This window comes from Nocardioides alcanivorans, assembly GCF_021555175.1.
GTDB classification, from domain to species: domain Bacteria; phylum Actinomycetota; class Actinomycetes; order Propionibacteriales; family Nocardioidaceae; genus Nocardioides; species Nocardioides alcanivorans.
Genome location: NZ_JAKGRW010000047.1, coordinates 34995 through 58799, shown reverse-complemented (window position 1 = coordinate 58799; position 23805 = coordinate 34995). Strand labels below are relative to the sequence as shown.

Annotated in this window: 21 protein-coding genes and 4 pseudogenes; 18 read left to right on the top strand and 7 right to left on the bottom strand. The window is 68.3% G+C overall.

Features of this window, described 5'->3' with window-relative positions:
* Positions 1–21: 21 nt before the first annotated feature.
* Together L1066_RS20445 and L1066_RS20440 are read left to right on the top strand one after the other, a co-directional pair.
* Positions 22–1041 (top strand): FecCD family ABC transporter permease, encoded by a 1020-nt coding sequence (locus L1066_RS20445; RefSeq protein ID WP_235738027.1) that lies wholly within the window; start codon positions 22–24, stop codon positions 1039–1041.
* An 85-nt stretch (positions 1042–1126) separates the two neighbouring features.
* The gene (locus L1066_RS20440; RefSeq protein WP_235738026.1) at positions 1127–1900 is read left to right on the top strand and encodes an ABC transporter ATP-binding protein; all 774 of its coding nucleotides are present in this window, start codon (positions 1127–1129) and stop codon (positions 1898–1900) included.
* A 12-nt stretch (positions 1901–1912) separates the two neighbouring features.
* Here the strand turns inward: L1066_RS20440 and L1066_RS20435 are convergent, their stop codons facing one another.
* Positions 1913–2512 (bottom strand): TetR/AcrR family transcriptional regulator, encoded by a 600-nt coding sequence (locus L1066_RS20435; RefSeq protein WP_235738025.1) that lies wholly within the window; start codon positions 2510–2512, stop codon positions 1913–1915.
* A gap of 117 nt (positions 2513–2629) precedes the next feature.
* On the opposite strand from L1066_RS20435, the gene L1066_RS20430 reads away from it, so the two are divergent.
* The 5 genes and pseudogenes from L1066_RS20430 to L1066_RS20410 all read left to right on the top strand — a co-directional run bounded on the left by L1066_RS20430 (position 2630) and on the right by L1066_RS20410 (position 7554).
* Positions 2630–4261, top strand: coding sequence for an ABC transporter substrate-binding protein (locus L1066_RS20430; protein ID WP_235738024.1), 1632 nt, complete (start codon positions 2630–2632; stop codon positions 4259–4261).
* A gap of 526 nt (positions 4262–4787) precedes the next feature.
* Positions 4788–5501 carry a hypothetical protein gene (locus tag L1066_RS20420; RefSeq protein WP_235738022.1) on the top strand — a complete coding sequence of 238 codons (714 nt, stop codon included), beginning with the start codon at positions 4788–4790 and terminating at the stop codon, positions 5499–5501.
* Between the two features lie 20 nt (positions 5502–5521).
* Positions 5522–6025: pseudogene (locus tag L1066_RS28915) on the top strand (LLM class flavin-dependent oxidoreductase); the annotation flags it as partial.
* A 41-nt stretch (positions 6026–6066) separates the two neighbouring features.
* Positions 6067–6585, top strand: a complete 519-nt coding sequence (locus L1066_RS27065; RefSeq protein WP_283095539.1) for an LLM class flavin-dependent oxidoreductase — start codon at positions 6067–6069, stop codon at positions 6583–6585.
* Positions 6586–6735: 150 nt separating this feature from the next.
* Positions 6736–7554 (top strand): IclR family transcriptional regulator, encoded by an 819-nt coding sequence (locus tag L1066_RS20410; protein ID WP_235738021.1) that lies wholly within the window; start codon positions 6736–6738, stop codon positions 7552–7554.
* 79 nt (positions 7555–7633) lie between these two features.
* On the opposite strand, the gene L1066_RS28050 is transcribed toward L1066_RS20410, so the two are convergent.
* Both L1066_RS28050 and L1066_RS20400 read right to left on the bottom strand, forming a co-directional pair.
* Positions 7634–7921 (bottom strand): AMP-binding enzyme, encoded by a 288-nt coding sequence (locus L1066_RS28050; protein ID WP_235738114.1) that lies wholly within the window; start codon positions 7919–7921, stop codon positions 7634–7636.
* A 210-nt stretch (positions 7922–8131) separates the two neighbouring features.
* Positions 8132–9123, bottom strand: a pseudogene (locus L1066_RS20400) (AMP-binding protein); the annotation flags it as partial.
* Between the two features lie 211 nt (positions 9124–9334).
* Between L1066_RS20400 and L1066_RS20395 the strand changes: the two are divergent.
* From L1066_RS20395 to L1066_RS20350, 11 genes and pseudogenes are all read left to right on the top strand, one after another.
* Positions 9335–10570, top strand: coding sequence for an MFS transporter (locus L1066_RS20395; protein WP_235738020.1), 1236 nt, complete (start codon positions 9335–9337; stop codon positions 10568–10570).
* A 46-nt stretch (positions 10571–10616) separates the two neighbouring features.
* The gene (locus L1066_RS28045) at positions 10617–13877 is read left to right on the top strand and encodes a molybdopterin-dependent oxidoreductase (RefSeq protein ID WP_512699729.1); all 3261 of its coding nucleotides are present in this window, start codon (positions 10617–10619) and stop codon (positions 13875–13877) included.
* A complete protein-coding gene (locus tag L1066_RS29330; RefSeq protein ID WP_235738019.1) occupies positions 13850–14311 on the top strand; it encodes a molybdopterin dinucleotide binding domain-containing protein in 462 nt (153 codons plus the stop codon). The genes L1066_RS28045 and L1066_RS29330 overlap by 28 nt, the downstream gene beginning before the upstream one ends.
* Positions 14311–15689 (top strand): annotated as a pseudogene (gene narH / locus L1066_RS20380) (nitrate reductase subunit beta); the annotation flags it as partial. The gene L1066_RS29330 and the pseudogene narH, both read left to right, overlap by 1 nt.
* A gap of 180 nt (positions 15690–15869) precedes the next feature.
* Entirely contained in the window at positions 15870–15992 is a 123-nt protein-coding gene (locus L1066_RS28040; protein ID WP_312008388.1) for a hypothetical protein, read from the top strand.
* The gene (locus tag L1066_RS20375; protein ID WP_235738018.1) at positions 15989–16285 is read left to right on the top strand and encodes a nitrate reductase molybdenum cofactor assembly chaperone; all 297 of its coding nucleotides are present in this window, start codon (positions 15989–15991) and stop codon (positions 16283–16285) included. Before L1066_RS28040 ends, L1066_RS20375 begins: the two co-directional genes overlap by 4 nt.
* Positions 16273–16701 (top strand): nitrate reductase molybdenum cofactor assembly chaperone, encoded by a 429-nt coding sequence (locus tag L1066_RS20370; protein WP_235738017.1) that lies wholly within the window; start codon positions 16273–16275, stop codon positions 16699–16701. The genes L1066_RS20375 and L1066_RS20370 overlap by 13 nt, the downstream gene beginning before the upstream one ends.
* Positions 16701–17438 (top strand): respiratory nitrate reductase subunit gamma, encoded by a 738-nt coding sequence (narI, locus tag L1066_RS20365; protein ID WP_235738016.1) that lies wholly within the window; start codon positions 16701–16703, stop codon positions 17436–17438. The genes L1066_RS20370 and narI overlap by 1 nt, the downstream gene beginning before the upstream one ends.
* 81 nt (positions 17439–17519) lie before the next feature.
* Complete coding sequence (locus tag L1066_RS26175) at positions 17520–18389, top strand: ATP-grasp domain-containing protein (RefSeq protein ID WP_235738015.1); 870 nt, start codon at positions 17520–17522, stop codon at positions 18387–18389.
* A 356-nt stretch (positions 18390–18745) separates the two neighbouring features.
* Positions 18746–20379: pseudogene (gene groL, locus L1066_RS20355) on the top strand (chaperonin GroEL).
* Between the two features lie 309 nt (positions 20380–20688).
* Positions 20689–21201 carry a hypothetical protein gene (locus L1066_RS20350; RefSeq protein ID WP_235738014.1) on the top strand — a complete coding sequence of 171 codons (513 nt, stop codon included), beginning with the start codon at positions 20689–20691 and terminating at the stop codon, positions 21199–21201.
* Positions 21202–21218: 17 nt separating this feature from the next.
* Here L1066_RS20350 and L1066_RS20345 read toward each other — a convergent pair whose 3' ends face one another.
* From L1066_RS20345 to L1066_RS20335, 4 genes are all read right to left on the bottom strand, one after another.
* A complete protein-coding gene (locus tag L1066_RS20345; RefSeq protein WP_235738013.1) occupies positions 21219–21413 on the bottom strand; it encodes a hypothetical protein in 195 nt (64 codons plus the stop codon).
* Positions 21410–22465: a lysozyme family protein gene (locus L1066_RS20340; RefSeq protein WP_235738012.1), complete on the bottom strand. Its 1056-nt coding sequence runs from the start codon at positions 22463–22465 to the stop codon at positions 21410–21412. Before L1066_RS20340 ends, L1066_RS20345 begins: the two co-directional genes overlap by 4 nt.
* Before the next feature lie 97 nt (positions 22466–22562).
* Positions 22563–22721, bottom strand: coding sequence for a hypothetical protein (locus L1066_RS28910; RefSeq protein ID WP_376707709.1), 159 nt, complete (start codon positions 22719–22721; stop codon positions 22563–22565).
* Positions 22646–23683 (bottom strand): hypothetical protein, encoded by a 1038-nt coding sequence (locus L1066_RS20335; protein WP_235738011.1) that lies wholly within the window; start codon positions 23681–23683, stop codon positions 22646–22648. Before L1066_RS20335 ends, L1066_RS28910 begins: the two co-directional genes overlap by 76 nt.
* Between the last annotated feature and the right edge of the window lie 122 nt (positions 23684–23805).

Genomic DNA, 23805 nt, shown 5'->3' with positions numbered 1-23805 from the left:
CCGACACGGGGCGGTGGGCGTGTGAACACCCTCGTCGTGCCGGTGGGCGCCGGCCGCACCCTGCGCCTCGACGTGCGTACGTCGCTGGTCTGCCTCATCCTGTTGCTGCTGTCGCTCGCCGTCGGGGCGATCTCGCTCTGTTACGGCAGCGGCTGGGACCGCCCGGCCGACGTGCTGGCAGCGCTGCGCGGTGACGGACCCATCCACGTCTCCGTGACCCAGTGGCGGATGCCGCGGGTCGTGGCAGCCCTGGTCTTCGGCGCGGCCCTGGGGCTGGCCGGGGCGATCTTCCAGAACATCACCCGCAACCCGCTGGGTGCCCCCGACATCATCGGTCTCGATGCCGGTGCCTACACCGGGGTACTGCTGGTCTTCACGCTGACGGTCGCGAGCGAGGCCACGATCACCCTCGCCGCCATTGCGGGTGGACTGACCGCGGCCCTGGTCGTCTACGTCCTGTCTGCGGGGGCGGGCTTCTCCGGGCTGCGGCTGATCGTGATCGGCATCGGTGTCCAGGCGATGCTGACCGCCTTGAACTCGTGGATCATCCTGCGTGCCGAACTCGACGTGGCGATCTCGGCCAGCGTCTGGCAGGCCGGTTCGCTCAACGGCCTCGACTGGGTCGACATCGACAGCCCGGTGACGATCATCGTGGTGCTGTGCCTGGCGCTCGTCGTGCTGTCGCGACCGATGCACCAGGCCGCCATGGGCGACGAGCTGGCGATCGCTTCCGGGGTCCACCTCGGGCGGTTGCGGATCATGCTGATCCTGGTCGGCGTCGGCCTCTCGGCAACGGTCACGGCCATCGCCGGACCCATCGTCTTCATCGCCCTCTCTGCACCGCAGATCGCGCGGCGGCTGGCGGCCGCAGCGGGGGTGCCGCTGCTGCCCGCAGCGCTCGCGGGTGCGTTCCTGCTGACCGCCTCCGACCTGCTGGCGCAGAGCCTGCTCGCGCCCACCATGCTGCCGGTGGGTGTGGTGACCACAGGCGTGGGCGGCCTCTACCTCTTGTGGCTACTGACGAAGGAGATCCGCCGATGACTGCGAGGAGCCCCCGTGGAGGTACGCCGAGGTACGAGGTGTGCCGGAGCGAGGCACCGCAGGGATCAGCGGAAGGAGGGCACCGATGAACCGGCTGCGTGCTCGTGGACTGAGCCTGGGGTACGGCGACCGCCTGGTCGTCGACGGACTCGACCTCGAGGTGCCCCATGGCGCCTTCACCGCGATCGTCGGCCCCAACGCGTGCGGCAAGTCGACGCTGCTGCGGTCGCTGGTACGGCTGCAGCCGGCGCGGGCCGGAGCGGTCGAGCTGGATGAGCGTCCGGTCACCGCGTGGAAGGGCAAGGAGGTCGCCCGCGAACTGGGGTTCCTGCCCCAGACGACGCTGAGCCCGGAAGGGATCCGGGTGGAGGCACTGGTACGCCGGGGCCGCTACGCGCACCAGTCGATGCTGGGCGCCTGGAACCCGTCCGACGAGGTGGCCGTGGACGACGCGATGGCGTCCGCCGGGGTGGCGGACCTGGCCGATCGGCTGCTCTCCGAACTCTCCGGCGGCCAACGCCAGCGGGTCTGGATCGCGATGGTGCTGGCGCAGGAGACGCCGTACCTGCTGCTGGACGAGCCGACGACCTTCCTCGACATCGCCCACCAGTACGACCTGCTCCGGCTGCTGCGCGGGTTGGTCGAGGATGGCCGCACCGTGGTCACGGTGCTGCACGACCTCAACCAGGCCTCGCGCTTCGCCGACCACGTGGTGGCGATGCGCGAGGGCCGGATCATTGCTCGGGGCACCCCGGCGGAGGTGGTGACTGCCGAGGTCGTCGAGGAGGTCTTCGGCATGGAAGCGGTGATCGTGCCTGACCCGGTGACCGGCACCCCCATGGTCGTGCCGGCGCACTGATCGTCAGTGTGCTCAGGGTCCGGTCGGGGCCTGGGCGCCGCTGCCTTCGGCCGCGCCTTCCTCGCGGTCGACGAGTGAGGCGAGGAGGTCGGCCATGCGCTGCTCGACCTCTTCCTTCTGCTCGTCCGGGATGCCGGCGAAGAAGAGGATCTCCGAGCTGAAGAGGGACCACCCGTAGACGGCGGCGAGCGCGGTCGTCAGCCGGATGTCGCCCTTGCTCGACGGCTCAGCGGCCTGGATCAGCGCCATGCTGCCCGGCTGCTCCTGACGCAGGAGGTCGGTGCGGCCCTCCAGGGTCAGCCAGGCGGTGATGCGAACGTACGCCGGGTCGGCGACTCCGGTGAGGAACATGCGGCGCAGCAACTCCGGGAGCGTGGTCTCCCGCTTGATCAGCACGGCTCCGACCTTGAGGTCGCGGCGGAGGATCTCGCGGATCAGCTCCTCCTTGTTGCCCACGTACTTGTGGATCAGCCCGAGGTTGACGCCGGCATCCGCGGCGATCTCCCGCAGGGAGGCGGAGAAACCCTTCTCGGCGAACCTCGTGTGGGCGGCGGTGAGGATTGCGTGACGGACCTGCTTGGGCCCTCGGGGCTTGTCTTCGGCTGGAATCACCCCTTGACTTTAGACAACTGTCTACCTTTCAATCAAGCCCGTTCCCGAGTGCCCTCGGCGACGTCGGCGATTCCGTCCGATCGCGCCCCGGCTTGCAGCAATGAAGGAGTCACTGTCATGAAGGTCCGGTCACACATCAACGGGCAACGGCGCTCAGCCCGGCACCGCTGGGTCGTCCTCCTCGCGGTCACGGTGCTGGCCGCCGGATGCGCGAGCGATGACTCCTCGTCGTCGCAGCCCGAGCCGGGGGCGAAGGAGGCGATCTATGTCAGCGGTCTCGTCAACGTCTCCGACGACGGACAGCCGGAGGACGGCGGCACCCTCACCGTTGCCGAGAGCGGCGAGCCGACCAGTCTCGACCCGACGGTGACCTATGCAAACGCAGCGGTCGGCGGCAGCGCCCTGGCTGCGGTCTACGACACGCTGATGACGTACGACGTCGAGACCGGGAGCGTCGAGCCCCGGATGGCGGAGTCGCTCGAGACCGACGACCACAAGACGTGGACGATCACGCTCCGCGACGGAGTCACCTTCACCGACGGCACGTCGGTCGACGCAGACGCGGTGCTGGCGAGCTTCCAGCGTTACCTCGACGAGAAGGCCTACCAGGCGGCACTTGTCTCGGGCCTCTTGAAGTCGATGACGGCGCCTGACGATCGGACCGTGGTCGTCAGTCTCAACAGCCCGTGGCCTGGTCTCGCCAACCAGTTGGCCGGTGGGCTCGGGATGATCGTGGCACCCGCGTCGTACGCGGACCCCGAGAAGTTCGAGCCGATCGGTGCCGGACCGTTCACCTATCAGCGCTACTCGCCCAGCGAGGAGCTCCTGCTGACCGCGAACAAGGACTACTGGAACGGCGCACCGCACCTCGAGCAGTTGCGGATGATGTGGCCGGGCACCGACGCGGCCCGCCGGGACTCCCTCGACAACGGGGATGTGGATGTTGCCTTCCTGCGCGAGGCGAAGACGGTCGAGGCGGCGCGCACGGCCGGACGGCCCGGCTTCATGTCGACCTACGGCCTGGGCACGCTGCTGTGGGTCAACAACCGAGAGGGGCGTCCCGGTGCGGACGTGCGCGTCCGCCAGGCCATGAACCTCGCCATCGACCCCAAGGTCTACGTCGGGCGCCTCAACCAGGGCGACTACGGTCTGCCGACCAAGGCGCTCCTCCCTGACAGCTCTGCGTGGAAGACCGACGTCGAACAGGTCGAGGTCGACCTGGACGCCGCCAAGAAGCTGGTCGAGGCCGCCAAGGCCGACGGCTTCGACGGCAAGATCTCCTTGGTCGGGGGCAACGATCCCGTCGCCACCGCTGGCGCGGTCACGCTGACCGGCATGCTGGAGCAGGTGGGGTTCACCGTCGAGTACAAGGCGCAGAGGACCATCAGCGAACAGGTGAAGACCATCTATGCAGACCACGCCTTCGACCTTGCGGTCGCTGGCAACAACATGTCGGACGAGGACCCCTACGCACGACTCAGCGGCGCGCTCAGCAGCAACGCGCCGACCAACCCGTCCGGCTTTGCCAACGCAACGATGGACGAACTGCTCGCAGAACTGCGAGAAGCGGCGTCGCCCGAGGAGGGCAAGCCGGTCCTGGCGAAGATCGAGAAGCTCTGGCAGGAAGAGGTGCCAGGGATCCCGCTCGCGGCCACCGGCATCTTCTTGACCTGGTCCGAAGACGTCCACGGCATCGTGCCGACTGCGGAGGGGCTCGTGCACTACGACCAGGCCTGGCTGGCGCAGTGAAGCGCCCGGCGACCGTTCTTGAGCCAGTTGAGAAAATCGAGGAGACAACCATGACCGAAGTCGACGACCAGTCCGCAGCAGGCCTCAACGACGCCCTGGATCGATTCACGCGTCGCGTCGAGCAGGTGCGAGCGACGTTGTTCGCCAGTCCGCACTTCTGTGATGACGTCGCGCGCGCCGAGGCGGTGCGCTACCTCAAGAGCATGGAAGCGCTCGCCACCACGACTGCCATGTATTACTCGGATCCCCGCTTCCCGCGGTTCCACAACTCCTGCGCGGCGGAGTGGGACTCCAAGTATCCGAACCCCGACACCTACTACTTGACGGCCAAGGTCTCGGGTGACTACGACTACCGGATCACGGGGCGGCTGGGCACGGCCGTGCAGACGACCATCGGCAGCTATGCCTACGCCAAGAACGCGCACACCGGTGCGGGGAGCGCGCCACCGACAGAAGCCTCAAGACCGATGCCGACGGCAACTTCACGCTGCTGCTGAGCCGGGAGCCGAGCAACGAGGAGAACTGGTTGCCGCTCATCGAAGGCGCCACCGTCGTCACGATCTACCAGACGTTCGGCGCCTGGGAGGAGACCAAGGGGAGCTTCACGATCGAAGCTGTCGGAGCTGAGGATGCGCTGCCGACACACCCTTCCACCGAGCACGTGATCGCCTCGCTCGACGAGGCGGCCGCCGACGTCGCTGACGTCATCGGCTACTGGCTGGAAACCCGCGGCAAGAGGGAGGCCGACCTGCAGGCGAACTCGATGGCGACCGAGCCGCAACACATCCAGGTTGCTGCACTCGACACCTTCTTCTCCCACGGACGTTACGAGATCGATGACGACCATGTCGTCGTCATCGATCTCGTCGCTCCCGAGGATGCGCGCTACTTCGGATTCACCCTCTACAACGCGTGGGCCCAGGCGATGGACTTCATGCACCGACAGATCAGCCTGAACGACGCAGAGGCCGTGCCCGACACTGACGGTCATCACCGACTTGTCATCGCCACGCGTGACCCCGGCGTCGTCAACTGGCTCGACGCGAGTGGCCACCCGAACGGCACGTTCAACTGGCGGGTGACCGGACCGACGGCTCCGGCCGCGCCCACGGTGCGACTGGTGCCCCTGGCCGAGCTCGACGACGTACTGCCGCAGGGGCATCCCCGGGCCACACCGGCCCGGCGCGCCGAGCAGCTGCGGGCTCGACGAGTGAACATGGCTCAGCGTTTCTCGTCCTGAGCCTGGCCGGAAGGAATGACATGGAACTGATCACCTCCCTGCCCGCCGATCTCCCGCTCGGGGAGGTCGGCGGGTGGGCCCGCCGCGTGGAGCGGCTCGGTTTCGACACGCTTCACGTGTCGGAGACCCTGAACGACCCGTTCGCCACGAGTGCGCTGGCGCTGGAGCACACCAGTGACCTGACCGTGCGCACCAGCATGGTGGTGGCGTTTCCTCGCAGTCCGATGCTCACGGCGTACTCGACATGGAGCCTGTCCCGGTTCTCCGGTGGCAGGTTCCATCTCGGGGTGGCGTCGCAGGTGCGTGGCAACATCGTCGGCCGGTATTCAGCTCCGTGGATCGATCCCGTCAGTCAGTTGCGTGACTACATCCACTCGTTGCGGGCGATCTTCGCCTCCTTCCAGCACGGGGTGCCGCTGGATCACGAGGGGCCGCACTATCGTTTCAACCGGCTGCAACCGTTCTTCAACCCCGGACCGCTCGATCATCCGGCGCCTGAGGTGTGGAGCGGTGGCGTCAACGAGGGCATGTGTGCTCTCGGGGGTGAGGTGTCCGACGGGTTCGTCTGCCACCCCACCGCCTCACACTCCGACTTCCTGCAGGGCCAGGTGCTGCCCGCGGTCGAGAGGGAGTGCGACGTGCGGGCCGTGTCGACGGTGGCCCGAAGATCGTCCTGGCCGCGAAACCGTTGTCGGGTCAGACCGCCGCAGACGTCGCACGTGCACGTGATGCGTACCGGCCCGACCTGGCCTTCCTCTACAGCACGCCGGCCTACGCCCGGCAGTTGGAGATGCTCGGCCTCGGCGACCTGGCAGCCCGCCTGGCCAGCCATGCCAAGGGCGAGAACTGGGAGGCAATGGCGGACTGCCTCGACGACGACGTCATGGAACGCCTGGTGCCGTCGGGTCCCCATGCTGAACTTGCGGCTGTGTTGGCACGCTGGTACGACGGTCGGTGCGACGGCCTGATCCTCGACCTGCCCGCCGACCCCGACGACGATCCGCGCATGGCGGAGGTGATCGTCGCCGCGCGAGACATCACCACGCGACGGCAGGTGGGCGCGGTGGTCGCGTGCGAGGCGTGACGTAGCGGAGAAGAAGGAATGCGACCCGGGAATCGTCCGAGCGTGCCACTGGCGGCACTCTGTCGGCCCACTGCGGAGCCGGCCGAGCCACGCGGACCTCAGTCCGTGGTGGCGCCTCGGCGTCCGCCCACGACGGGAAGTCGCTCGGGCATGATCGAGCGCATCACGTCGGTCATGGACGCGATCCGGGCGGCCGAGCCGATCAACCACGAGCGGATCGCGGCGGCGACAGGACTCCCGCAGTCGACCATCTTCCGACTGTTGTCGGCGCTGATGACGAACGGTTGGGTGGCGCCCCACGGTGACGGCCGCTACTGCCTCGGTTGGCGAGCGGAGAGGTTCGCTGGCGCAATGCCCGATGTCGTCGAGATTCGCGGGGCTGCAGCCGAAACGCTGATGGAGTTGCACTGGCTGACCCACGGGGTGGCTCACCTGACAGTCCGGGACGGCTGGAACGTGCACTACCTGGACAAGGTGGGTGGCGACGCCCTACCCACGGTGCCGTCGGTGGTGGGCGCGAAGGTTCCCGCCTGCTCGACGGTCAGCGGCCACTCACTGTTGGCGTCGATGCCACCAGCATGGGTGGCCGACCGGCACGCGGCCCGGCCCTGTGACGTTGAGGAGCAGCAGCGTCTCCGGGAGAGCCTGGCCCGCGCCCGACGCAATCATGGGGTGATGATGTTGCCGGCCCGACTCCACCCGATCGGGCTGACCAACGCGGCCGCACCCGTCATGGGTCCGGGAGGCGCAGTCGCCGCGGTGTCGGTGGCGGTGCGTTCGGCACGTGCAGAACGCCTGGCGTCACTCGTCGCCGAGGCGGCCAACCGGATCTCCGAAGCGCTCTTTCCCGCCGAGCGCCAGCACCCGCACCGCACCGCGGCATCGATCTCGTCAGCAGAGCCGAGCGTGGGAGCTCGCCCCGCCACGAGGGCCGACCGGCACGTCTGCCACGCCCGCGGAAGTGTTTGAGCCGCGTTGGGTGCGGTCCTCGAATGCCGGACCACACCCAACGCGGCTCATCGGGTCTGCTGCCGAGAGCCCGTCGTGCTCAGCCCAGCAGCTCGTTGGCGAGCTTGGCGCTGGCCGGGTAGTCGACCTTGCTGACCGCGGTGCGGGGCACCTGGTCGACGAAGAGGATCACCTTGGGCACCTTGTAGTTGGAGATCAACTCGCGGCAGAAGTCCTGCAGCTCCTTCTCGGTGATCTCGACGCCTTCGCGCAGCTGCACCAGGGCGGTCACCTGCTGGCCCCAGCGCTCGTGAGCGGTGCCGACGACGACGGCGTCGAAGACGTCCTCGTGGCGCAGCAGGATGGCCTCGACCTCCTCCGGGTGCACCTTCTCGCCGCCGGTGTTGATCGACACCGAACCGCGGCCGAGCACGGTCACGGTGCCGTCCTCCTCCCGGCGGGCGGCGTCACCGGGAATGACCCAGCGGACGCCGTCGATCTCCTTGAAGGTCGCGGCCGTCTTGACCTCGTCCTTGTAGTAGCCGAGCGGCACCGGCCCAGAGCGACCGAGCAGTCCCTCGACCCCGGGAGCGGCAGGCTTGAAGTCGGCGTCGAACACCTCGACGTCGGGACCGACGCCGAACTTCGGGGCGCCGCTCGGGCCATCGCTGCCGTCGTCCATGTAGGAACCGGTCGCGCCCGACTCGGAGGCGCCGTACGAGTCGAGGATGTAGCGGCCCGGCAGGGCCCTGCGGATCTCCTCGCGCACGCCTTCGGAGAGCGGAGCGGCGCCGTTGGAGACCGCGACCAGGCTGCTGAGGTCCCAACGGTCCGGTTCGGCCAGCACTGCCTCGGCGACCGGGCGGCCCATGGCGTCACCGAGGAAGGTGAGGGAGACGACCTTGCCCGCCTCGACCAGGTCGAGGATCTTCTCGGCCGAGAAGTTGGGCTCGGTGTAGAGCGCGGCGCAGGCTCCGGCGACGTGGGCGTTGCCGAGGATCCACTGGCTGCCACCGTGCATCATCGGGCCGCAGGCCAGCAGGGTCATCGGGTTCTCGTTGGCCTTGGCCTCGGCAGCGAGGGCTTCCACCGACTCGATGGGGGCGCCGAAGCGGCTGGCGTTGAGGGCGGCCTTGATGACGTCGGCGTTGCGCCACACCACACCCTTGGGATAGCCGGTGGTGCCACCGGTGTAGAGCACGTAGTGGTCGTCCTCGGTGCGCCCGGTGATCGTGCGCTCGGGGAGGCGGCGGCCAGCAGCTGCTCGTAGGAGTCGTCGAGCACGATGAGAGTCTTCAGCGCGGGCAGGTCGAGTTCCTTGACCGCCTCGAGGTGCTCGGGTGCGATCACGGCGGCGACGCAGTCGGCGTTGCCGTAGAGGTACTCGAGCTCGGACTTCTTGTACTTGTAGTTGATGTTGATCGGCACGGCGCGGGCCTTCAGGCAGGCGTAGAACGCGTCGACCCACTCGATGCGGTTGGCGGAGTGGACGGCGACGTGGTCGCCGGGCTTCACGCCGATCGAGACGAGGTGGTTGGCCAGACGCGTGGCCCGCTCGTCGATCTCGGCGAAGGTGTAGGGGTGGTCCATCGTGAAGATGGCCACCCGTTCGGGAATCGTGTCGGCCATCGCTTCCAGGACATCGGCGATGGTCAGCGGACGGGGCGCGGCTGTGGTCTCGGTCACAGACCCAAGGGTCGCAAACGAGAACGTGTTCTCGCAAAGCCACTCCCGAAAGCCGAGACGGTTCCTGCAGGTGTGACCCTCGACACTAGGTTCAGGTTGCGCCATGGTGGTTGCCATGAACGCACTGGAGGGGCGTTTCGCAGACAGGGGTGCCGAGAGGTCGCCCGAGTTGATGCTGGCCGTGGCCACCATCGGATTCGCGGTCAACTTCTGGGCCTGGGCCCTGCTGAGCCCCCTCGGGCCCAAGTATCGCGACTCCGGGGAACTGGGCGCGCTGACCGAGTCGGACGTGGCCCTGCTGGTCGCGGTGCCGGTGATCGTGGGCTCGCTGGGCCGCATCGTGATGGGCGCGCTCACCGATCGCTTCGGCGGGCGGGTGATGTTTCCCGCCGTCTCGGCGGCAACCATCGTGCCGGTGCTCTTCATCGCGTTCTTCGCGCTGGACTCCTACTCGCTGCTGCTGGTGGGGGGCTTCTTCCTCGGCCTCGGCGGCACCACCTTCGCGGTCGGCGTGCCCTTCGTGAACGCCTGGTTCCCACCCGAGCGCAGGGGCCTGGCGACCGGCATCTTCGGCGCAGGCATGGTGGGCACGGCGATCAGCGCGCTCACGACGGTCGCGATCTGGGACAACCTGGGGCGGCGTACGCCGTTCCTGCTGGCCGCTGCTGCGCTGGCGATCTATGCCGTGGTCGCGTGGCTGGTGCTGCGAGATGCCCCTGGGCGCCAGGTGCCGACGACCAGCATGCTGACCCGGATGCGCGCGACCGTGCGGCTGCCGGTGACCTGGCAGGCCGGCGCCCTCTATGCGGTGGCGTTCGGCGGCTACGTGGCGTTCTCGGTCTATCTGCCGGCGTACCTCAAGACGGCCCATGACCTGACCGCTGCCGACGCGAGCAACCGAATGGCCGGCTTCGTCGCGGTCGCCGTGGTGATGCGCCCACTCGGCGGCTGGCTCTGTGACCGGTTCTCCACCGTCTGGGTGCTCGCCGGATGCTTCGCCCTGGTCACGATCTGCGCGGCCGTCGCGGCGACCAATCCGCCGATGGACGTGCGCGGCACCACGGCCTTCCTGCTCATGGCGGCCGCGCTGGGTGCCGGAAGCGGTGCCACCTTCGCCCTGATCGCCCAGGCGACCGATCCGGCACAGGTGGGAAGTGTGACCGGACTGGTCGGTGCGGCAGGCGGCCTCGGCGGCTTCGCGCCACCGTTGCTCATGGGCTACATCTACGGCCGCACGGAGTCCTATGCCATCGGGCTGTGGCTGCTGGCGGTGACCGCGGCGCTCACCTTGGTGCTCACCCTCACGAGTGTCCGACACCTGATAGACGACCCCCAGGAGGAGACCGCGTGAACCACGCCCCGGGACTGGACAACGCGCTGACCGACCTACTTGTCGGATCGCGCCGATTCTTCACCCGGGGGAGGTGAGCGAGGACCTGCGCAGCCTGCACCGCAGAGGCGGCCGCGATGCCGATGACTTCTACCGCGACAGGTGGAGCCACGACCTGGTGGTGCGCTCCACCCACGGGGTGAACTGCACCGGCTCCTGCTCGTGGAAGGTCTACGTCAAGGACGGGATCATCACCTGGGAGACCCAGCAGACCGACTACCCCTCCACAGGTCCCGACCGGCCGGAGTACGAACCGCGTGGGTGCCCGCGAGGTGCCGCCTTCTCCTGGTACACCTACTCGCCGACCCGGATCCGTTATCCCTATGTCCGCGGCGTGCTGCTGGAGATGTATCGAGAGGGCAAGCGCCAGCACGACGGCGACCCGGTCAAGGCGTGGTCGCACGTGGTCGATCACCCGCAGCGGGCGGCGACGTACAAGAAGGCGCGGGGCAAGGGCGGCCTGGTCCGGGCGACCTGGGACGAGGCCGTGGAGATGGTCGCCGCCGCCCATGTGCACACGATCGATCGGTGGGGGCCGGACCGGGTGGCCGGCTTCTCGCCGATCCCGGCGATGTCGATGGTCTCCCACGCCTCGGGGGCCCGCTTCATGCACCTGGTCGGTGGCACGATGCTCAGCTTCTACGACTGGTACGCCGACCTCCCCGTGGCCTCGCCGCAGGTGTTCGGTGACCAGACCGACGTACCGGAGTCCGGTGACTGGTGGGACGCGGGCTACCTGATCATGTGGGGTTCCAACGTGCCGGTGACCCGCACCCCGGACGCCCACTGGATGACCGAGGCGCGCTATCGCGGGCAGAAGGTGGTCGCGGTCTCGCCCGACTACGCCGACAACGTGAAGTTCGCCGACGACTGGCTGGCGGTCAACCCCGGCACGGATGGAGCCCTGGCCCTGGCGATGGGGCACACGATCCTGCAGGAGTTCTTCGTGGAGCGGGAGGTGCCCTACTTCGTCGACTACGTGAAGCGGTTCACCGACCTGCCCTATCTGGTGAAGCTGGATGAGGGCGAGGGCGTTCACCGGGCGGGGAAGTTCCTCACGGCGGAGGACCTGGTCCCGACCGGCGGTGGGGTCTCGACAAGCTCGACCAACGGTGGGGGCTCGACCGACGGGGGTGGGGTCTCGACAAGCTCGACCGACGGTGGGGGCTCGACCGACGGTGAGGGCTCGACCGACGGTGGGGGTGAGAACGCGGCGTTCCGGACGGTGCTGCTCGATGCCGACGGCAGGCCGGTGGTGCCGAACGGGAGTCTGGGGCACCGGTTCGGGGAGAGCGGGAAGGGTCGATGGAACCTCGATCTCGAAGGTGTCGACCCGCTGCTCCGGCTCGGCGACGAGACGGTCACCGTCGAGCTGCCGCGTTTCGGGGAGATCGACGGGCTGCCGTCGACGACCACGGTGGAGGTGCCGGCCCGCAGGGTCGACGGCCACCTGGTCACCACGGTCTTCGAGCTGCTGCTGGCGCAGTACGCCGACTTCACCCCGCAGTGGCAGGAGCCGATCACCGGCGTACCGGCTGCTGCCGCGGCCCGGATCGGTCGTGAGTTCGCGCGCAACGCGGAGGAGTCACGGGGACGCTCGATGATCCTGATGGGCGCGGGCACCAACCACTGGTTCCACTCCGACACCATCTATCGCGCGTTCCTCGCGCTGACCACGCTCACCGGCTGCCAGGGCGTCAACGGTGGCGGCTGGGCGCACTACGTCGGCCAGGAGAAGGTGCGTCCGATCACCGGCTACAACCAGGTGGCCAACGCGCTGGACTGGTCGCGGCCGCCGCGCAACATGAACCAGACCGCCTACTGGTACCTCAACGGTGACCAGTTCCGCTACGACCAGTTCGGTGCCGACACGCTCGCGGCCCATTCCGGTTCGTCGTTCGAGGGGCTCACCACCGCCGACGTGATCGCCAAGGCGGCGCGGATGGGGTGGGCGCCGACGTACCCCACCTTCGACCGCAACCCGCTCGACCTGGCCGACGAGGCGCGGGAGGTGGGCAAGCCCGTCGGTGAGTACGTCGTGGAGCAGCTCCGCGAGCAACGGCTCGGCTTTGCAGGGGAGGACCCCGACGCTCCCGAGAACTTCCCGCGGGTGCTCTCGATCTGGCGCGCCAACCTGTTGGGGTCGTCGTCGAAGGGCAACGAGTACTTCCTGCGCCACTTGCTCGGCACCGACTCCAGCGTGCGGGCAGAGGAGACTCCCGAGGGGCTACGGCCACGCGACGTCACCTGGCGGGAGGAGTCGCCGGTCGGCAAGCTCGACCTGTTGCTCACCCTCGACTTCAGGCAGACGTCGACCACGCTGTTCTCCGACGTGGTGCTGCCTGCGGCCACCTGGTACGAGAAGCACGACCTCTCCACCACCGACATGCATCCGTTCGTGCACTCCTTCAACCCGGCGATCGCGCCGCCGTGGCAGACCCGCACCGACTGGGATGCGTGGAAGGCGATCGCCCAGAGGTTCTCCGAGCTGGCCGGTCCGCGGCTCGGGGTCCGCAGCGACGTGGTGGCGGTGCCGCTCTCGCACGACACCCCAGACGCGATGGCGAACCCGCACGGCGTGGTGCGCGACTGGCGTGAGGGGGAGTGCGAGCCGGTGCCGGGGGTGACGATGCCGAAGCTCGTCGAAGTGGAGCGCGACTACGGCGCGGTGGCGCAGAAGATGACGTCGCTGGGCCCGCTGGTCGACACGCTCGGCGGCACCACCAAGGGCGTCACCTTCGACCTGAGCCGTCCCGTCGCCCACCTGCGCGCCAAGAACGGCTCGACTCGTGGTGGTCCCGGTGACGGGCGGCCGAAGCTGGAGACCGACGTACACATGTGTGAGGCCATCCTGGCGATGTCGGGCACCACCAATGGGCACCTGGCGACCGAGGGGTTCAAGCAGTTGGAGCAGCGGGTCGGCAAGCAGTTGCACGACCTGGCGGCCGAGCACGAGGGCAAGCAGATCTCCTTCGCGGACACCCAGGCGGCGCCGGTGCCGGTGATCACCTCGCCGGAGTGGTCCGGGTCCGAGTCCGGCGGGCGCAGGTATTCGCCGTTCACCGTCAACGTGGAGCGGCTCAAACCGTGGCACACGCTGACCGGACGGCAGCACTTCTACCTCGACCACGACTGGATGCTGGAGCTCGGTGAGGGGCTGCCGGTCTATCGACCTCCCTCAACATGGCGGCGCTCTTCGACGAGCCACCGATCGGTGACGTCAACCAGGGCGGCCCTCGGGTGGAGGGGATCACGGTGCGCTACCTGACCCCGCACAACAAGTGGTCGATCCACTCGGAGTACCAGGACAACCTCTTCATGCTCTCGCTCTCGCGCGGGGGCCAGTCGATCTGGATGAGTGAGGCCGACGCCGACAAGGTCGGCATCGAGGACAACGACTGGATCGAGGCGGTCAACCGCAACGGCGTGGTGGTGGCCCGGGCGATCGTGTCGCACCGAATGCCGCAGGGCACGGTCTACATGCACCACGCGCAGGACCGGCTCATCGACGTACCGCTCTCGGAGACGTCGGGTCGGCGCGGTGGCATCCACAACTCGTTGACCCGGTTGCTGATCAAGCCCTCGCACCTGATCGGCGGCTATGCGCAGCTCTCGTGGGCCTTCAACTACATCGGACCCACGGGCAACCAGCGCGACGAGGTGACGGTGATCCGCAAGCGGTCGCAGGAGGTGACCTACTGATGAAGGTCATGGCCCAGATGGCGATGGTGATGAACCTCGACAAGTGCATCGGATGCCACACCTGCTCGGTGACCTGCAAGCAGGCATGGACCAACCGGGCCGGCACCGAGTACGTCTGGTTCAACAACGTCGAGACCCGACCGGGGCAGGGGTATCCCCGGCGTTACGAGGACCAGGACGAGTGGAAGGGTGGCTGGTCGCTCAACAAGCGGGGCCGGCTGCAGCTGCGCGCCGGCGGCCGGTTGAAGAAGCTCGCGACGATCTTCAGCAATCCGAAGATGCCGTCGATCGACGACTACTACGAGCCGTGGACCTATGACTACGCGACGCTCACCAACGCGCCCGCGCAGGAGCACATCCCGGTGGCCCGACCGCGCTCCCTGATCAGCGGCAAGACGATGAAGGTGAACTGGTCGGCCAACTGGGACGACAACCTCGGTGGCTCGAAGGCGGTCTGGGAGAACGACCCGGTGCTGGCGAAGGCATCGGTCGACGTGAAGCGCTCCCTGGAGGAGACCTTCATGTTCTACCTCCCGCGCATCTGCGAGCACTGCCTCAACCCGTCGTGCGCGGCGTCGTGCCCGAGCGGGGCGATCTACAAGCGCTCCGAGGACGGCATTGTCCTGGTCGACCAGGACCGGTGCCGCGGCTGGCGGATGTGCGTCTCCGGCTGCCCCTACAAGAAGGTCTACTTCAACCACCGCACCGGCAAGGCGGAGAAGTGCACCTTCTGCTTCCCGCGGATCGAGGTCGGGTTGCCGACGGTCTGCTCGGAGACCTGCGTCGGCAGGCTGCGCTACCTCGGCCTCGTGCTGTACGACGCCGACCGGGTCCTTGAGGCCGCGTCCACGCCGGACGACCAGGATCTCTACGAGGCGCAGCGATCGGTGCTGCTCGATCCCCACGACCCCGACGTGGTGCGTGCTGCCGAACGTGACGGCATCCCGCACGACTGGATCGAGGCGGCGCAACGCAGCCCGATCCACGCGTTGATCAACGTCTTCAAGGTGGCGCTGCCGCTGCACCCGGAATATCGCACGATGCCGATGGTCTGGTACGTCCCACCGCTCTCCCCGGTGGTCGACGTGGTGCGCGACACCGGCAACGACGCCGAGGACCCCGACAACCTCTTCGCTGCGATCGACAAGCTGCGGATCCCGATCGAGTATCTCGCCGAGCTCTTCACCGCCGGCGACGTGGCGCCGGTCGAGGGGTGCTGCGCAAGCTGGCTGCGATGCGCTCCTACATGCGTGACATCAACATGGGTCGCGAGCCGGACGCCTCGATCCCCGCGTCGGTCGGCATGGGGGAGGAGGAGATGTATGACATGTACCGCCTCCTCGCCCTGGCCAAGTACGACGAGCGCTACGTCATCCCGCGTGCCCATGTGGAGCAGGCGCATTCTCTCGAGGAGCTCGCCACCGAGTGCTCGCTCGACTACGAGGGAGGCCCCGGGATGGGCGGCTCGGGACCCTTCGGCGAGGGGTCGGGAGCGCAGTCGGTGCCGATCGCGGTGGAGAACTTCGCAGTGCTCCGCGACAGGCAGACCGCGGACGACGTGAGCGGTGACCTCTCCGGACGGGTCAACCTGCTGAACTGGGACGGCAAGGGCGTGCCCGACGGATTGTTCCCGCCGGCCCCCGACGACCGGCCCGACGGCCAGCCGCGGGTGGGATCGTGATCCGCCGGCGGCGCACCCCCGACGACCAGGCGGTCGCGGCCGCTTGGCAGTGCGCCTCGCTGCTGCTGGACTACCCGGGCCAGACCGACCTCACCGGCGTACGTCGGGTGGTGCCGCAGCTGCCACGTGAGCTGGGGGAGCCGCTGGCCCGGGTGCTCGGCCACCTCGACCGCACCCCGCTCACCGACCTGCAGGCCGACTACGTCGACACCTTCGACACCCGGCGGCGGCACAACCTCTTCCTCACCTACTTCCTGCACGGTGACACCCGCAAGCGGGGATGGCGTTGCTGAGGTTCAAGCAGGCCTACCTGGCGGCCGGACTCGAGCTGAGTGACGAGGAGCTGCCCGACCACCTGTGCGTGGTGCTGGAGTTCGGCGCGACCGCAGACCTGGCGGTGGGTCGGCAGTTGCTGCTCGACCACCGCGCCGGGGTGGAGCTGCTGCGGCTCTCCCTGGTCGAGTCGGGCTCACCATGGGCCGGAGCGGTGCAGGCCGTGACCGCGACCCTGCCCACGCTGCGAGGTGACGAGGAGCAGGCGGTGCACCGGCTCGCCGCGGAGGGGCCGCCGGCCGAGGAGGTCGGCCTGACGCCCTACGGGACCCCAGCCTTCGACGCCGCGCTGGCGGAGGCATCGGGACCGGTGGACCTGCCGATGCCGAGGATCCCCGTGCGGTCGTCGAGCAACGTCGAGACGAGGAGTTCGTGATGGACACCTTCTTGTGGATCGTGGTGCCCTACGTCTGCCTGACGACCTTCGTGCTGGGCCACGTGTGGCGCTATCGCTACGACAAGTTCGGATGGACCACGCGCTCCTCACAGCTCTACGAGTCCAAGCTGCTGCGCCTGGGCAGTCCGTTGTTCCACTTCGGGATCCTGGGGGTCTTCCTCGGGCACGTCATGGGACTCGGGGTGCCGCGCTCGTGGACCCGGGCGGTGAACATCTCCGACGGGCTCTATCACACGGTGGCGGTCTTCGGCGGCATGGTTGCGGGGATCGCTGCGGTCGTCGGGCTCGTCATCCTGATCTATCGGCGTCGTACGGTCGGCCCGGTCTTCTCCGCCACCACCGCGATGGACAAGGTCATGTATGCGGTGCTCGGGCTGGTCATGCTGCTGGGCTTCTGGACCACGATCACGGTGACCGTGATGGAGATCAACGGCCACTACGACTACCGCGCCGGAGTCTCGGTGTGGTTCCGCGGGATCTTCCGCTTCGACACGCACCCGGAGCTGATGGCCGATGCCCCGCTCGGCTTCCAGGCCCACGGGATGGCGGCGATGCTGCTCTTCGCGCTGTGGCCCTTCACCCGGCTGGTGCACGTCTTCAGCGCCCCACTCGGCTACCTCACCCGCCCCTACATCGTCTATCGCTCTCGCGACGAGAGCGAGACCGGCCAGCTCGGCTCCCACCGCCCCCGTCGCGGCTGGGACCGCGTGAGCTGACGCGAACCTTCAGTTGGCTCCAGCGAACCTGCAAGAACGTCTGGACGCCTCCGCCCGGGGAGGCCCAGTAGGCTCAGCGGGGTGAGCGAGATCCTCCTGGTGACGTGTGGTGCCCTGCCCGATGGTGAGCCCCGTGGGTGGCTGCTCGTGGATGCCCTGGCTCAGCGCGGCGTGACGGCGCGTTGGGTCGCGTGGGACGACCCGGACGTCGACTGGGTCGCGGCTGATCTGGTCGCCGTGCGCTCGACGTGGGACTACGACTCCAGGCTGCCCGAGTTCCTGGCCTGGGCACGTCGCGTCGAGGCGGAGGGCGCCACGGTGCTCAACGGTTCCCGGGTCTTCGAGTGGAACACCGACAAGGCCTACATCCGCGAGCTCGACCGGGCCGGCGTGTCCGTCGTACCCACGGTCGTGGTCGAAGGTGAGGAGGGACTGCCCGCAGCGATCGCCGAGTTCGGCCGGGCCGTGGTCAAGCCGCGCACCGGTGCCGGTGGTCGTGGGGTGGTGGTCTTCGATCTCGAGGAGGGCGGCCCCGAAGGCATCGACGAGTCCGCGCTCCAGATCGGTCCGTGGCTCGTGCAGCCGCTCGTGGAGTCGATCCACACCGAGGGGGAGTGGTCCGTCTACGTGCTGGACGGCAAGGTCGTCTCGGCCGCCCGCAAAATGCCGGCGCGCGGCGACATCCGGGTGCACGAGGAGTACGGCGGCCACACCGTCGTCGCGGAGGTGACGGCCGGCCACGGGACCCTCGCGCTGGCCGCGGTCCGCGCCGCCGAGGAGCTGCTCGGTTGCCGGCTCCCCTACGCCCGGGTCGACCAGATGCGGCTGCCCGACGGCAGCCTTGCCGTGAGCGAGCTCGAGCTGACCGAGCCGGGTCTGTATCTCGACCACCTGCCCGGCAACGCGGCGGTCTTCGCCGACATGGTCGTCGCTCAGCTCCCGGCATCGTGATCTTCTCGACGGCAGTACGCCGCGACGTGTGAGTCGTGGGAAGCGAACGGCCCCGTGCGTGCACGGGGCCGACCCCTGCCCCGGACATGGCATGCGTAGTGCAAGCAGTCGGCGATGGACAGCGCCCGGCGTGGTGGTCTGGACCGGCTTGGAGGCGCTGAGCGGTCTTGCACTCTCACCATGCGAGTGCTAAACATGGGGTTGGCACTCTCGCTATGAGAGTGACAAACACACGGACCGGTGAGTTGAGGTCTGAAGCGTCGGCGGGAAGGGTCTGCCGGGTCAGCCAGATCGGCCGTCGCGGGCAGCGAACCGGGCCGTCCACGAACTCTGAAGCGTGAGGAATCGCAGGAGTCATGCCGAAGCTGATTGCTTTCAACGAGGAGGCCCGCCGCGGCCTCGAGCGGGGTATGAACACCCTCGCCGACGCGGTCAAGGTCACCCTTGGTCCCAAGGGTCGCAACGTCGTCCTGGAGAAGAAGTGGGGCGCCCCACGATCACCAACGACGGTGTGTCGATTGCCAAGGAGATCGAGCTCGAGGACCCGTACGAGAAGATCGGCGCCGAGCTCGTCAAGGAAGTTGCCAAGAAGACTGACGACGTCGCGGGCGACGGCACCACCACCGCCACCGTGCTGGCCCAGGCGATGGTCCGTGAGGGCCTGCGCAACGTGGCCGCCGGCGCCAACCCGATGGGTCTCAAGCGCGGCATCGAGGCCGCCGTCTCCGCCGTGTCCGAGCAGCTGCTCGGCATGGCCAAGGACGTCGAGACCAAGGAGCAGATCGCGTCCACCGCGAGCATCTCCGCTGCTGACACCACCGTCGGCGAGATCATCGCCGAGGCGATGGACAAGGTCGGCAAGGAAGGCGTCATCACCGTCGAGGAGTCCAACACCTTCGGGCTGGATCTCGAGCTGACCGAGGGGATGCGCTTCGACAAGGGCTACATCTCGGCCTACTTCGCCACCGACCTCGAGCGGATGGAAGCGGTCCTGGAGGACCCCTACATCCTCATCGCCAACTCGAAGATCTCGAGCGTCAAGGACGTCCTGCCGCTGCTCGAGAAGGTCATGCAGTCGGGCAAGCCGCTGCTGATCCTCTCCGAGGACGTCGACGGCGAAGCGCTGTCCACCCTCGTGGTCAACAAGATCAAGGGCACCTTCAAGTCCGCCGCCGTCAAGGCTCCGGGCTTCGGTGACCGCCGCAAGGCCATGCTGCAGGACATCGCGATCCTCACCGGCGGCCAGGTCATCTCCGAAGAGGTCGGCCTCAAGCTGGAGACCGCTGGTCTCGAGCTGCTCGGTCAGGCCCGCAAGGTCGTCATCACCAAGGACGAGACCACCATCGTCGAGGGTGCCGGCGACCAGGCCCAGATCGAGGGTCGGGTCAACCAGATCCGTGCCGAGATCGAGAAGTCGGACTCCGACTACGACCGCGAGAAGCTGCAGGAGCGCTTGGCCAAGCTGGCCGGCGGCGTTGCGGTCATCAAGGTCGGCGCGGCCACCGAGGTCGAGCTCAAGGAGCGCAAGCACCGCATCGAGGACGCCGTTCGCAACGCGAAGGCTGCCGTCGAAGAGGGCATCGTCGCCGGCGGTGGCGTGGCGCTCGTGCAGGCCGCTGCCAACGCGTTCGACAAGCTCGAGCTCGAGGGTGACGAGGCCACCGGTGCCGAGATCGTCCGCAAGGCGACCGAGGCTCCGCTGAAGCAGATCGCCGTCAACGCCGGCCTCGAGGGTGGCGTTGTGTCGGAGAAGGTCCGCAACCTGGAGGCCGGTCACGGTCTCAACGCGGCCACCGGTGAGTACGTCGACATGATCGCCTCCGGCATCATCGACCCCGCCAAGGTGACCCGTTCGGCCCTTCAGAACGCTGCTTCCATCGCGGCGCTCTTCCTCACCACCGAGGCCGTCATCGCCGACAAGCCGGAGAAGGCTGCCCCGATGGGCGACCCGACCGGTGGCATGGGCGGCATGGGCGGCATGGACTTCTGAGTCCACGCTCCTTTCAAGAGAACCACCGGTGATGCGGTGGGTTCGGTGCACTGCACCGGGCCCACCGCATCGCTGTATTTCTGGCGCAAGGCTTGGTCCTGACCCCGAAGGTGCTGGTCGACGGTGCGGCGGTCGACTGTTCCGGGATCCGTCACTTCGCCGCTGGCGACCGGGTGTCGTTGCGGTCAGAGGGCGCCAGCCCGACCCCGACGAATCTCAGTGCGACGTTGTCTCTTGAGAAGATCTCCTGAGCCGAGCCGAGCCGAGCCGAGCGGGCCGGGTTTCGACAGCCGCTCTATCCTCGTTCTCATGCGTGGGGTCGTGGGTTGGGTGCTCGCTGGGGTGCTGGTGCTGAGCGCCTGCTCCGGGGACGATGGGACGCCTGACGATGGGGCGACCCCGACGCCGGTGGCGAGTTCGAGCGGTGAGGGGCTTGGTGCTCCCACGCCGACTCCGGCTCCTCCGCCCGAGCCGGTGACCACCTCCGAGTTCTGTGAGCTGGTCCGCGATGTCACCGGGGACGACGGTGCCGCACGCACCAGGGCGGCGTTCACGATCCTGCAGCGCGGCCTTCCGGAGGACCTCGACGGCGATGCGAAGCAGGGCCTGCAGGTGCTGCTCGACCACGCGAGCGAGCTCGGTTCGGTCAGCGACTCCGTGCGGCTCTATCGCGACCTCGACAAGCAGGAGCGGGCCGACCTGCGCTCGTTCACGTGGTGGGTCACGAAGTCATGCGGCAAGGGCTACATCGCCGACCTGCTTCCGGACCTCCCCGAGGCGCCGGACTGGCTAAAGGACCCGAAACTGCCGTCCCTTCGCTGAGCCGACCGATCGACAGCTCAGTCGGAGGCTTCTCGACTGGCTGTGGTCGTCGGGTCAGCGGCGTCAGGGTCAGCGCCGGGGTCGCCTTCGGGGGTGCACTCCGACTCCTCGTCGGTCTCCTCGGAGTCATCGGTGCCCGACGCCGCGTCCTCGCTGGATGAACCCTCGGTGAGCTCCTCCTCCGGCTCGGTTGCCGCGTCGTCGGGCGTCACGCACGGGTCGGTGGGCTCAGTCGGCTCTTCCGTGCCGGGCTCCGTGGGCGTTTCCGTGCCCGGCTCCTCCGTGCCCGGCTCGTCCGGCGTGGGCTCGCCGGTCGGAGGTGTCTCCGGCTGGGTGGGCGCCTGGGGGTCGGTCGGCTCGTCGGTGGGGGAGTCGTGGGCTTCGGGGTGGAATCGAGTGCACTCGCCACCGCGCCGCCCCCACCCGGGATCTTCGCCTCGAAGGAGCTGTTGCCGCCGCCGGACTTGCCGTTGGCGCGGCTCTTGACCTTGGCCTGCTCGGCCTTGGGAGAGACCATCGTCGGTGTCGCCATCCGTGCAGAGATGCTGACCGGCAGGGTGTAGGCATCGGCCAGTCGCAGCACGAGGTCGAGGTAGCCCGGGTCCTGGTTGTGCTGGCTCAGGGCCGCACGCTGACCCGCCTGCGTGGCGAGGTCCTCCTTGGCGCTGCAGAGCAGTACGGCGAGTCCGAGTGCTGCGTCATCGATGTCTTCGGCATCCCGGTTGCCGTCACCGTCCGCGTCGACACCGACAGCTGCCCAGGCCTGAGGGGTGAGCTGCAGTGGGCCGACGGGGATGTCGCCCGCCGCGCTGCCGTCGTACAGGCCGCCGTCGGAGTCGGCGGTGGGGGTGACCTTCGGCGGCGTACGTCGCCCGTGGTCGGTCTCGACCTGGCCGACGGCTGCAAGCAGCTCCCACGGGAGGTTGCAGCCGGTCGACGAGGCGTTGATGACTGCCTCAGCTCGCTGGTAGGCGGCATAGGCGCTGCCGGGGAGGTCGGAGGTGGGGGCCGCGGAGCGGAAGGCGGCGGGCGCGGTCCGGGCCTCGAAGGCGGAGTTCGTCGGTGCGGCCGGTGTGTCCGGGTCGGGCACCGGCTGCTCGGCGTGGGCGGCCGTGCTGGGAAGGGGCGCGGGGGAGAGGCTGAGTGGCGCGGCATAGGTCAGTGCTGCCAGTGGCACGACCGCAAGTACGGCGGCGCCTCGCAGCCGTACCAGTCCCTTGACGCGGTCTCCCCGGGGTTTTGATCTGCGCACGTGCTCTTCCATCCCTCTAGTGAGCCACCCAACGGTGTCTCACTACAAGACCTTATGTGGGGATGAGTTGAATGGTTGGAGAACTTGTCATCTGGGTGATGAGTTCTTGTCAGGCTTGCGCCGCCTTGTAGATGGCCACGTCACTCAGGTCCCCGGCCTTCCACATCGGCACGGTCGCCTTGAGGAGGATGGTCACGGTGACCACGAACTCGGGATCGTGGAGCAGGTCGCCGAAGAGCTCGTTGATCCTGCGCCAGCGATAGCGCACGGTCTGGGGGTGGACCCGGAGTCGGTCTGCGATCGCGGGGCGCTGTCGCGCGACTCCAGCCAGGCGAGCATCGTCTCGGAGAGGATCTCGCGCGAGTTGGAGCTCTCGGCGAGCAGTGGTGTGAGGAGCTCCTGGGTCAGCTGGCGTCGCAGCATCGGCTCGGCGTGCAGCCACAGGTGCGTGACGTGATCTCGGCAGCGGACGATCGGGTGGGGCGGGATCACGCCGGCGTCGACCAGGGCCAACGCACGGAGGGCCCACCGATCTGCGGCAGCGGCCTGGGTCGGTGGCATGGGCAAACTGATCGCGACCCGCAGCCCGGGCGCTGCCTGCTTGATCTGTGCCGCGACCTCCGCGGCCACCTCGGCGTCACAGATGACGAGTGCTGGATTGCCGAGATCCTGGATCAGGATGTCGTGGGTGGTCCGCAACGTCGGGAGCGTGCCGTGATACTTCACCCGCATCACGACGATGGAGGTGGGCAGCGTCCAGTCGACGCCGAGCGAGTCGGCAGCGAGCTCCTCCATCCGGGCTTCGGAATCAGGTTCGTCCGTCAGCAGCGCTTCGATGAGGTGGTCGTAGTCGGTGAGCTTGTCGTCGGTCTGGAGACTGCGCGCTGCTCGCCGGTCGAGGTCACCGAGGTAACTCAACAGTGCCTCGCCGAGGAGACCCAGGGGTGCCGTGTCGAGGACGTCGGCGGACGCGAGATAGAGAAGCCGCCAGGTGTGACGGCCGATCGTGCGCAGCGATCTTCGCAGGTCACTGCCGTCGTCGGACCGATCGAAGAGGTTCAGATCCAGGAACCGGGTGACGGCTGCCCCGTGCGTGACCTCGCTGTCGGCCAGGGCCGCGAGGAACTGCTGGGGCACGGCCACGACGGCACCCTCGATCGCGTCCAGGGCCACTGGTCCAGGAGTGGTGTCGAGTTGTGCGAGCACGTCGCCCGTCGCACGTGCCGACATCGCTGCGAGTCTGAACCGCGCTGCTGCCACCACTGAGTCGCGTTCGGCCGGCGTCAGGGCCTCGCGGACGGCTCGGACCACGTCGACCCAGGTCTGCGGGCGTTCTTCTGTGGAGCCCTGCG

Excerpts from the sequence above, each read along its gene's own strand:
- L1066_RS20410 (WP_235738021.1), top strand. The coding sequence starts at position 6,736 with ATGATCGAGCGCATCACGTCGGTCATGGACGCGATCCGGGCGGCCGAG.
- narI (WP_235738016.1), top strand. The coding sequence starts at position 16,701 with ATGGACACCTTCTTGTGGATCGTGGTGCCCTACGTCTGCCTGACGACC.
- L1066_RS20335 (WP_235738011.1), bottom strand. The coding sequence starts at position 23,683 with ATGTCGGCACGTGCGACGGGCGACGTGCTCGCACAACTCGACACCACT.
- L1066_RS20430 (WP_235738024.1), top strand. The coding sequence starts at position 2,630 with ATGAAGGTCCGGTCACACATCAACGGGCAACGGCGCTCAGCCCGGCAC.
- L1066_RS20395 (WP_235738020.1), top strand. The coding sequence starts at position 9,335 with ATGAACGCACTGGAGGGGCGTTTCGCAGACAGGGGTGCCGAGAGGTCG.
- L1066_RS20350 (WP_235738014.1), top strand. The coding sequence starts at position 20,689 with ATGCGTGGGGTCGTGGGTTGGGTGCTCGCTGGGGTGCTGGTGCTGAGC.
- L1066_RS20370 (WP_235738017.1), top strand. The coding sequence starts at position 16,273 with ATGGCGTTGCTGAGGTTCAAGCAGGCCTACCTGGCGGCCGGACTCGAG.
- L1066_RS20440 (WP_235738026.1), top strand. The coding sequence starts at position 1,127 with ATGAACCGGCTGCGTGCTCGTGGACTGAGCCTGGGGTACGGCGACCGC.
- L1066_RS20340 (WP_235738012.1), bottom strand. The coding sequence starts at position 22,465 with ATGGAAGAGCACGTGCGCAGATCAAAACCCCGGGGAGACCGCGTCAAG.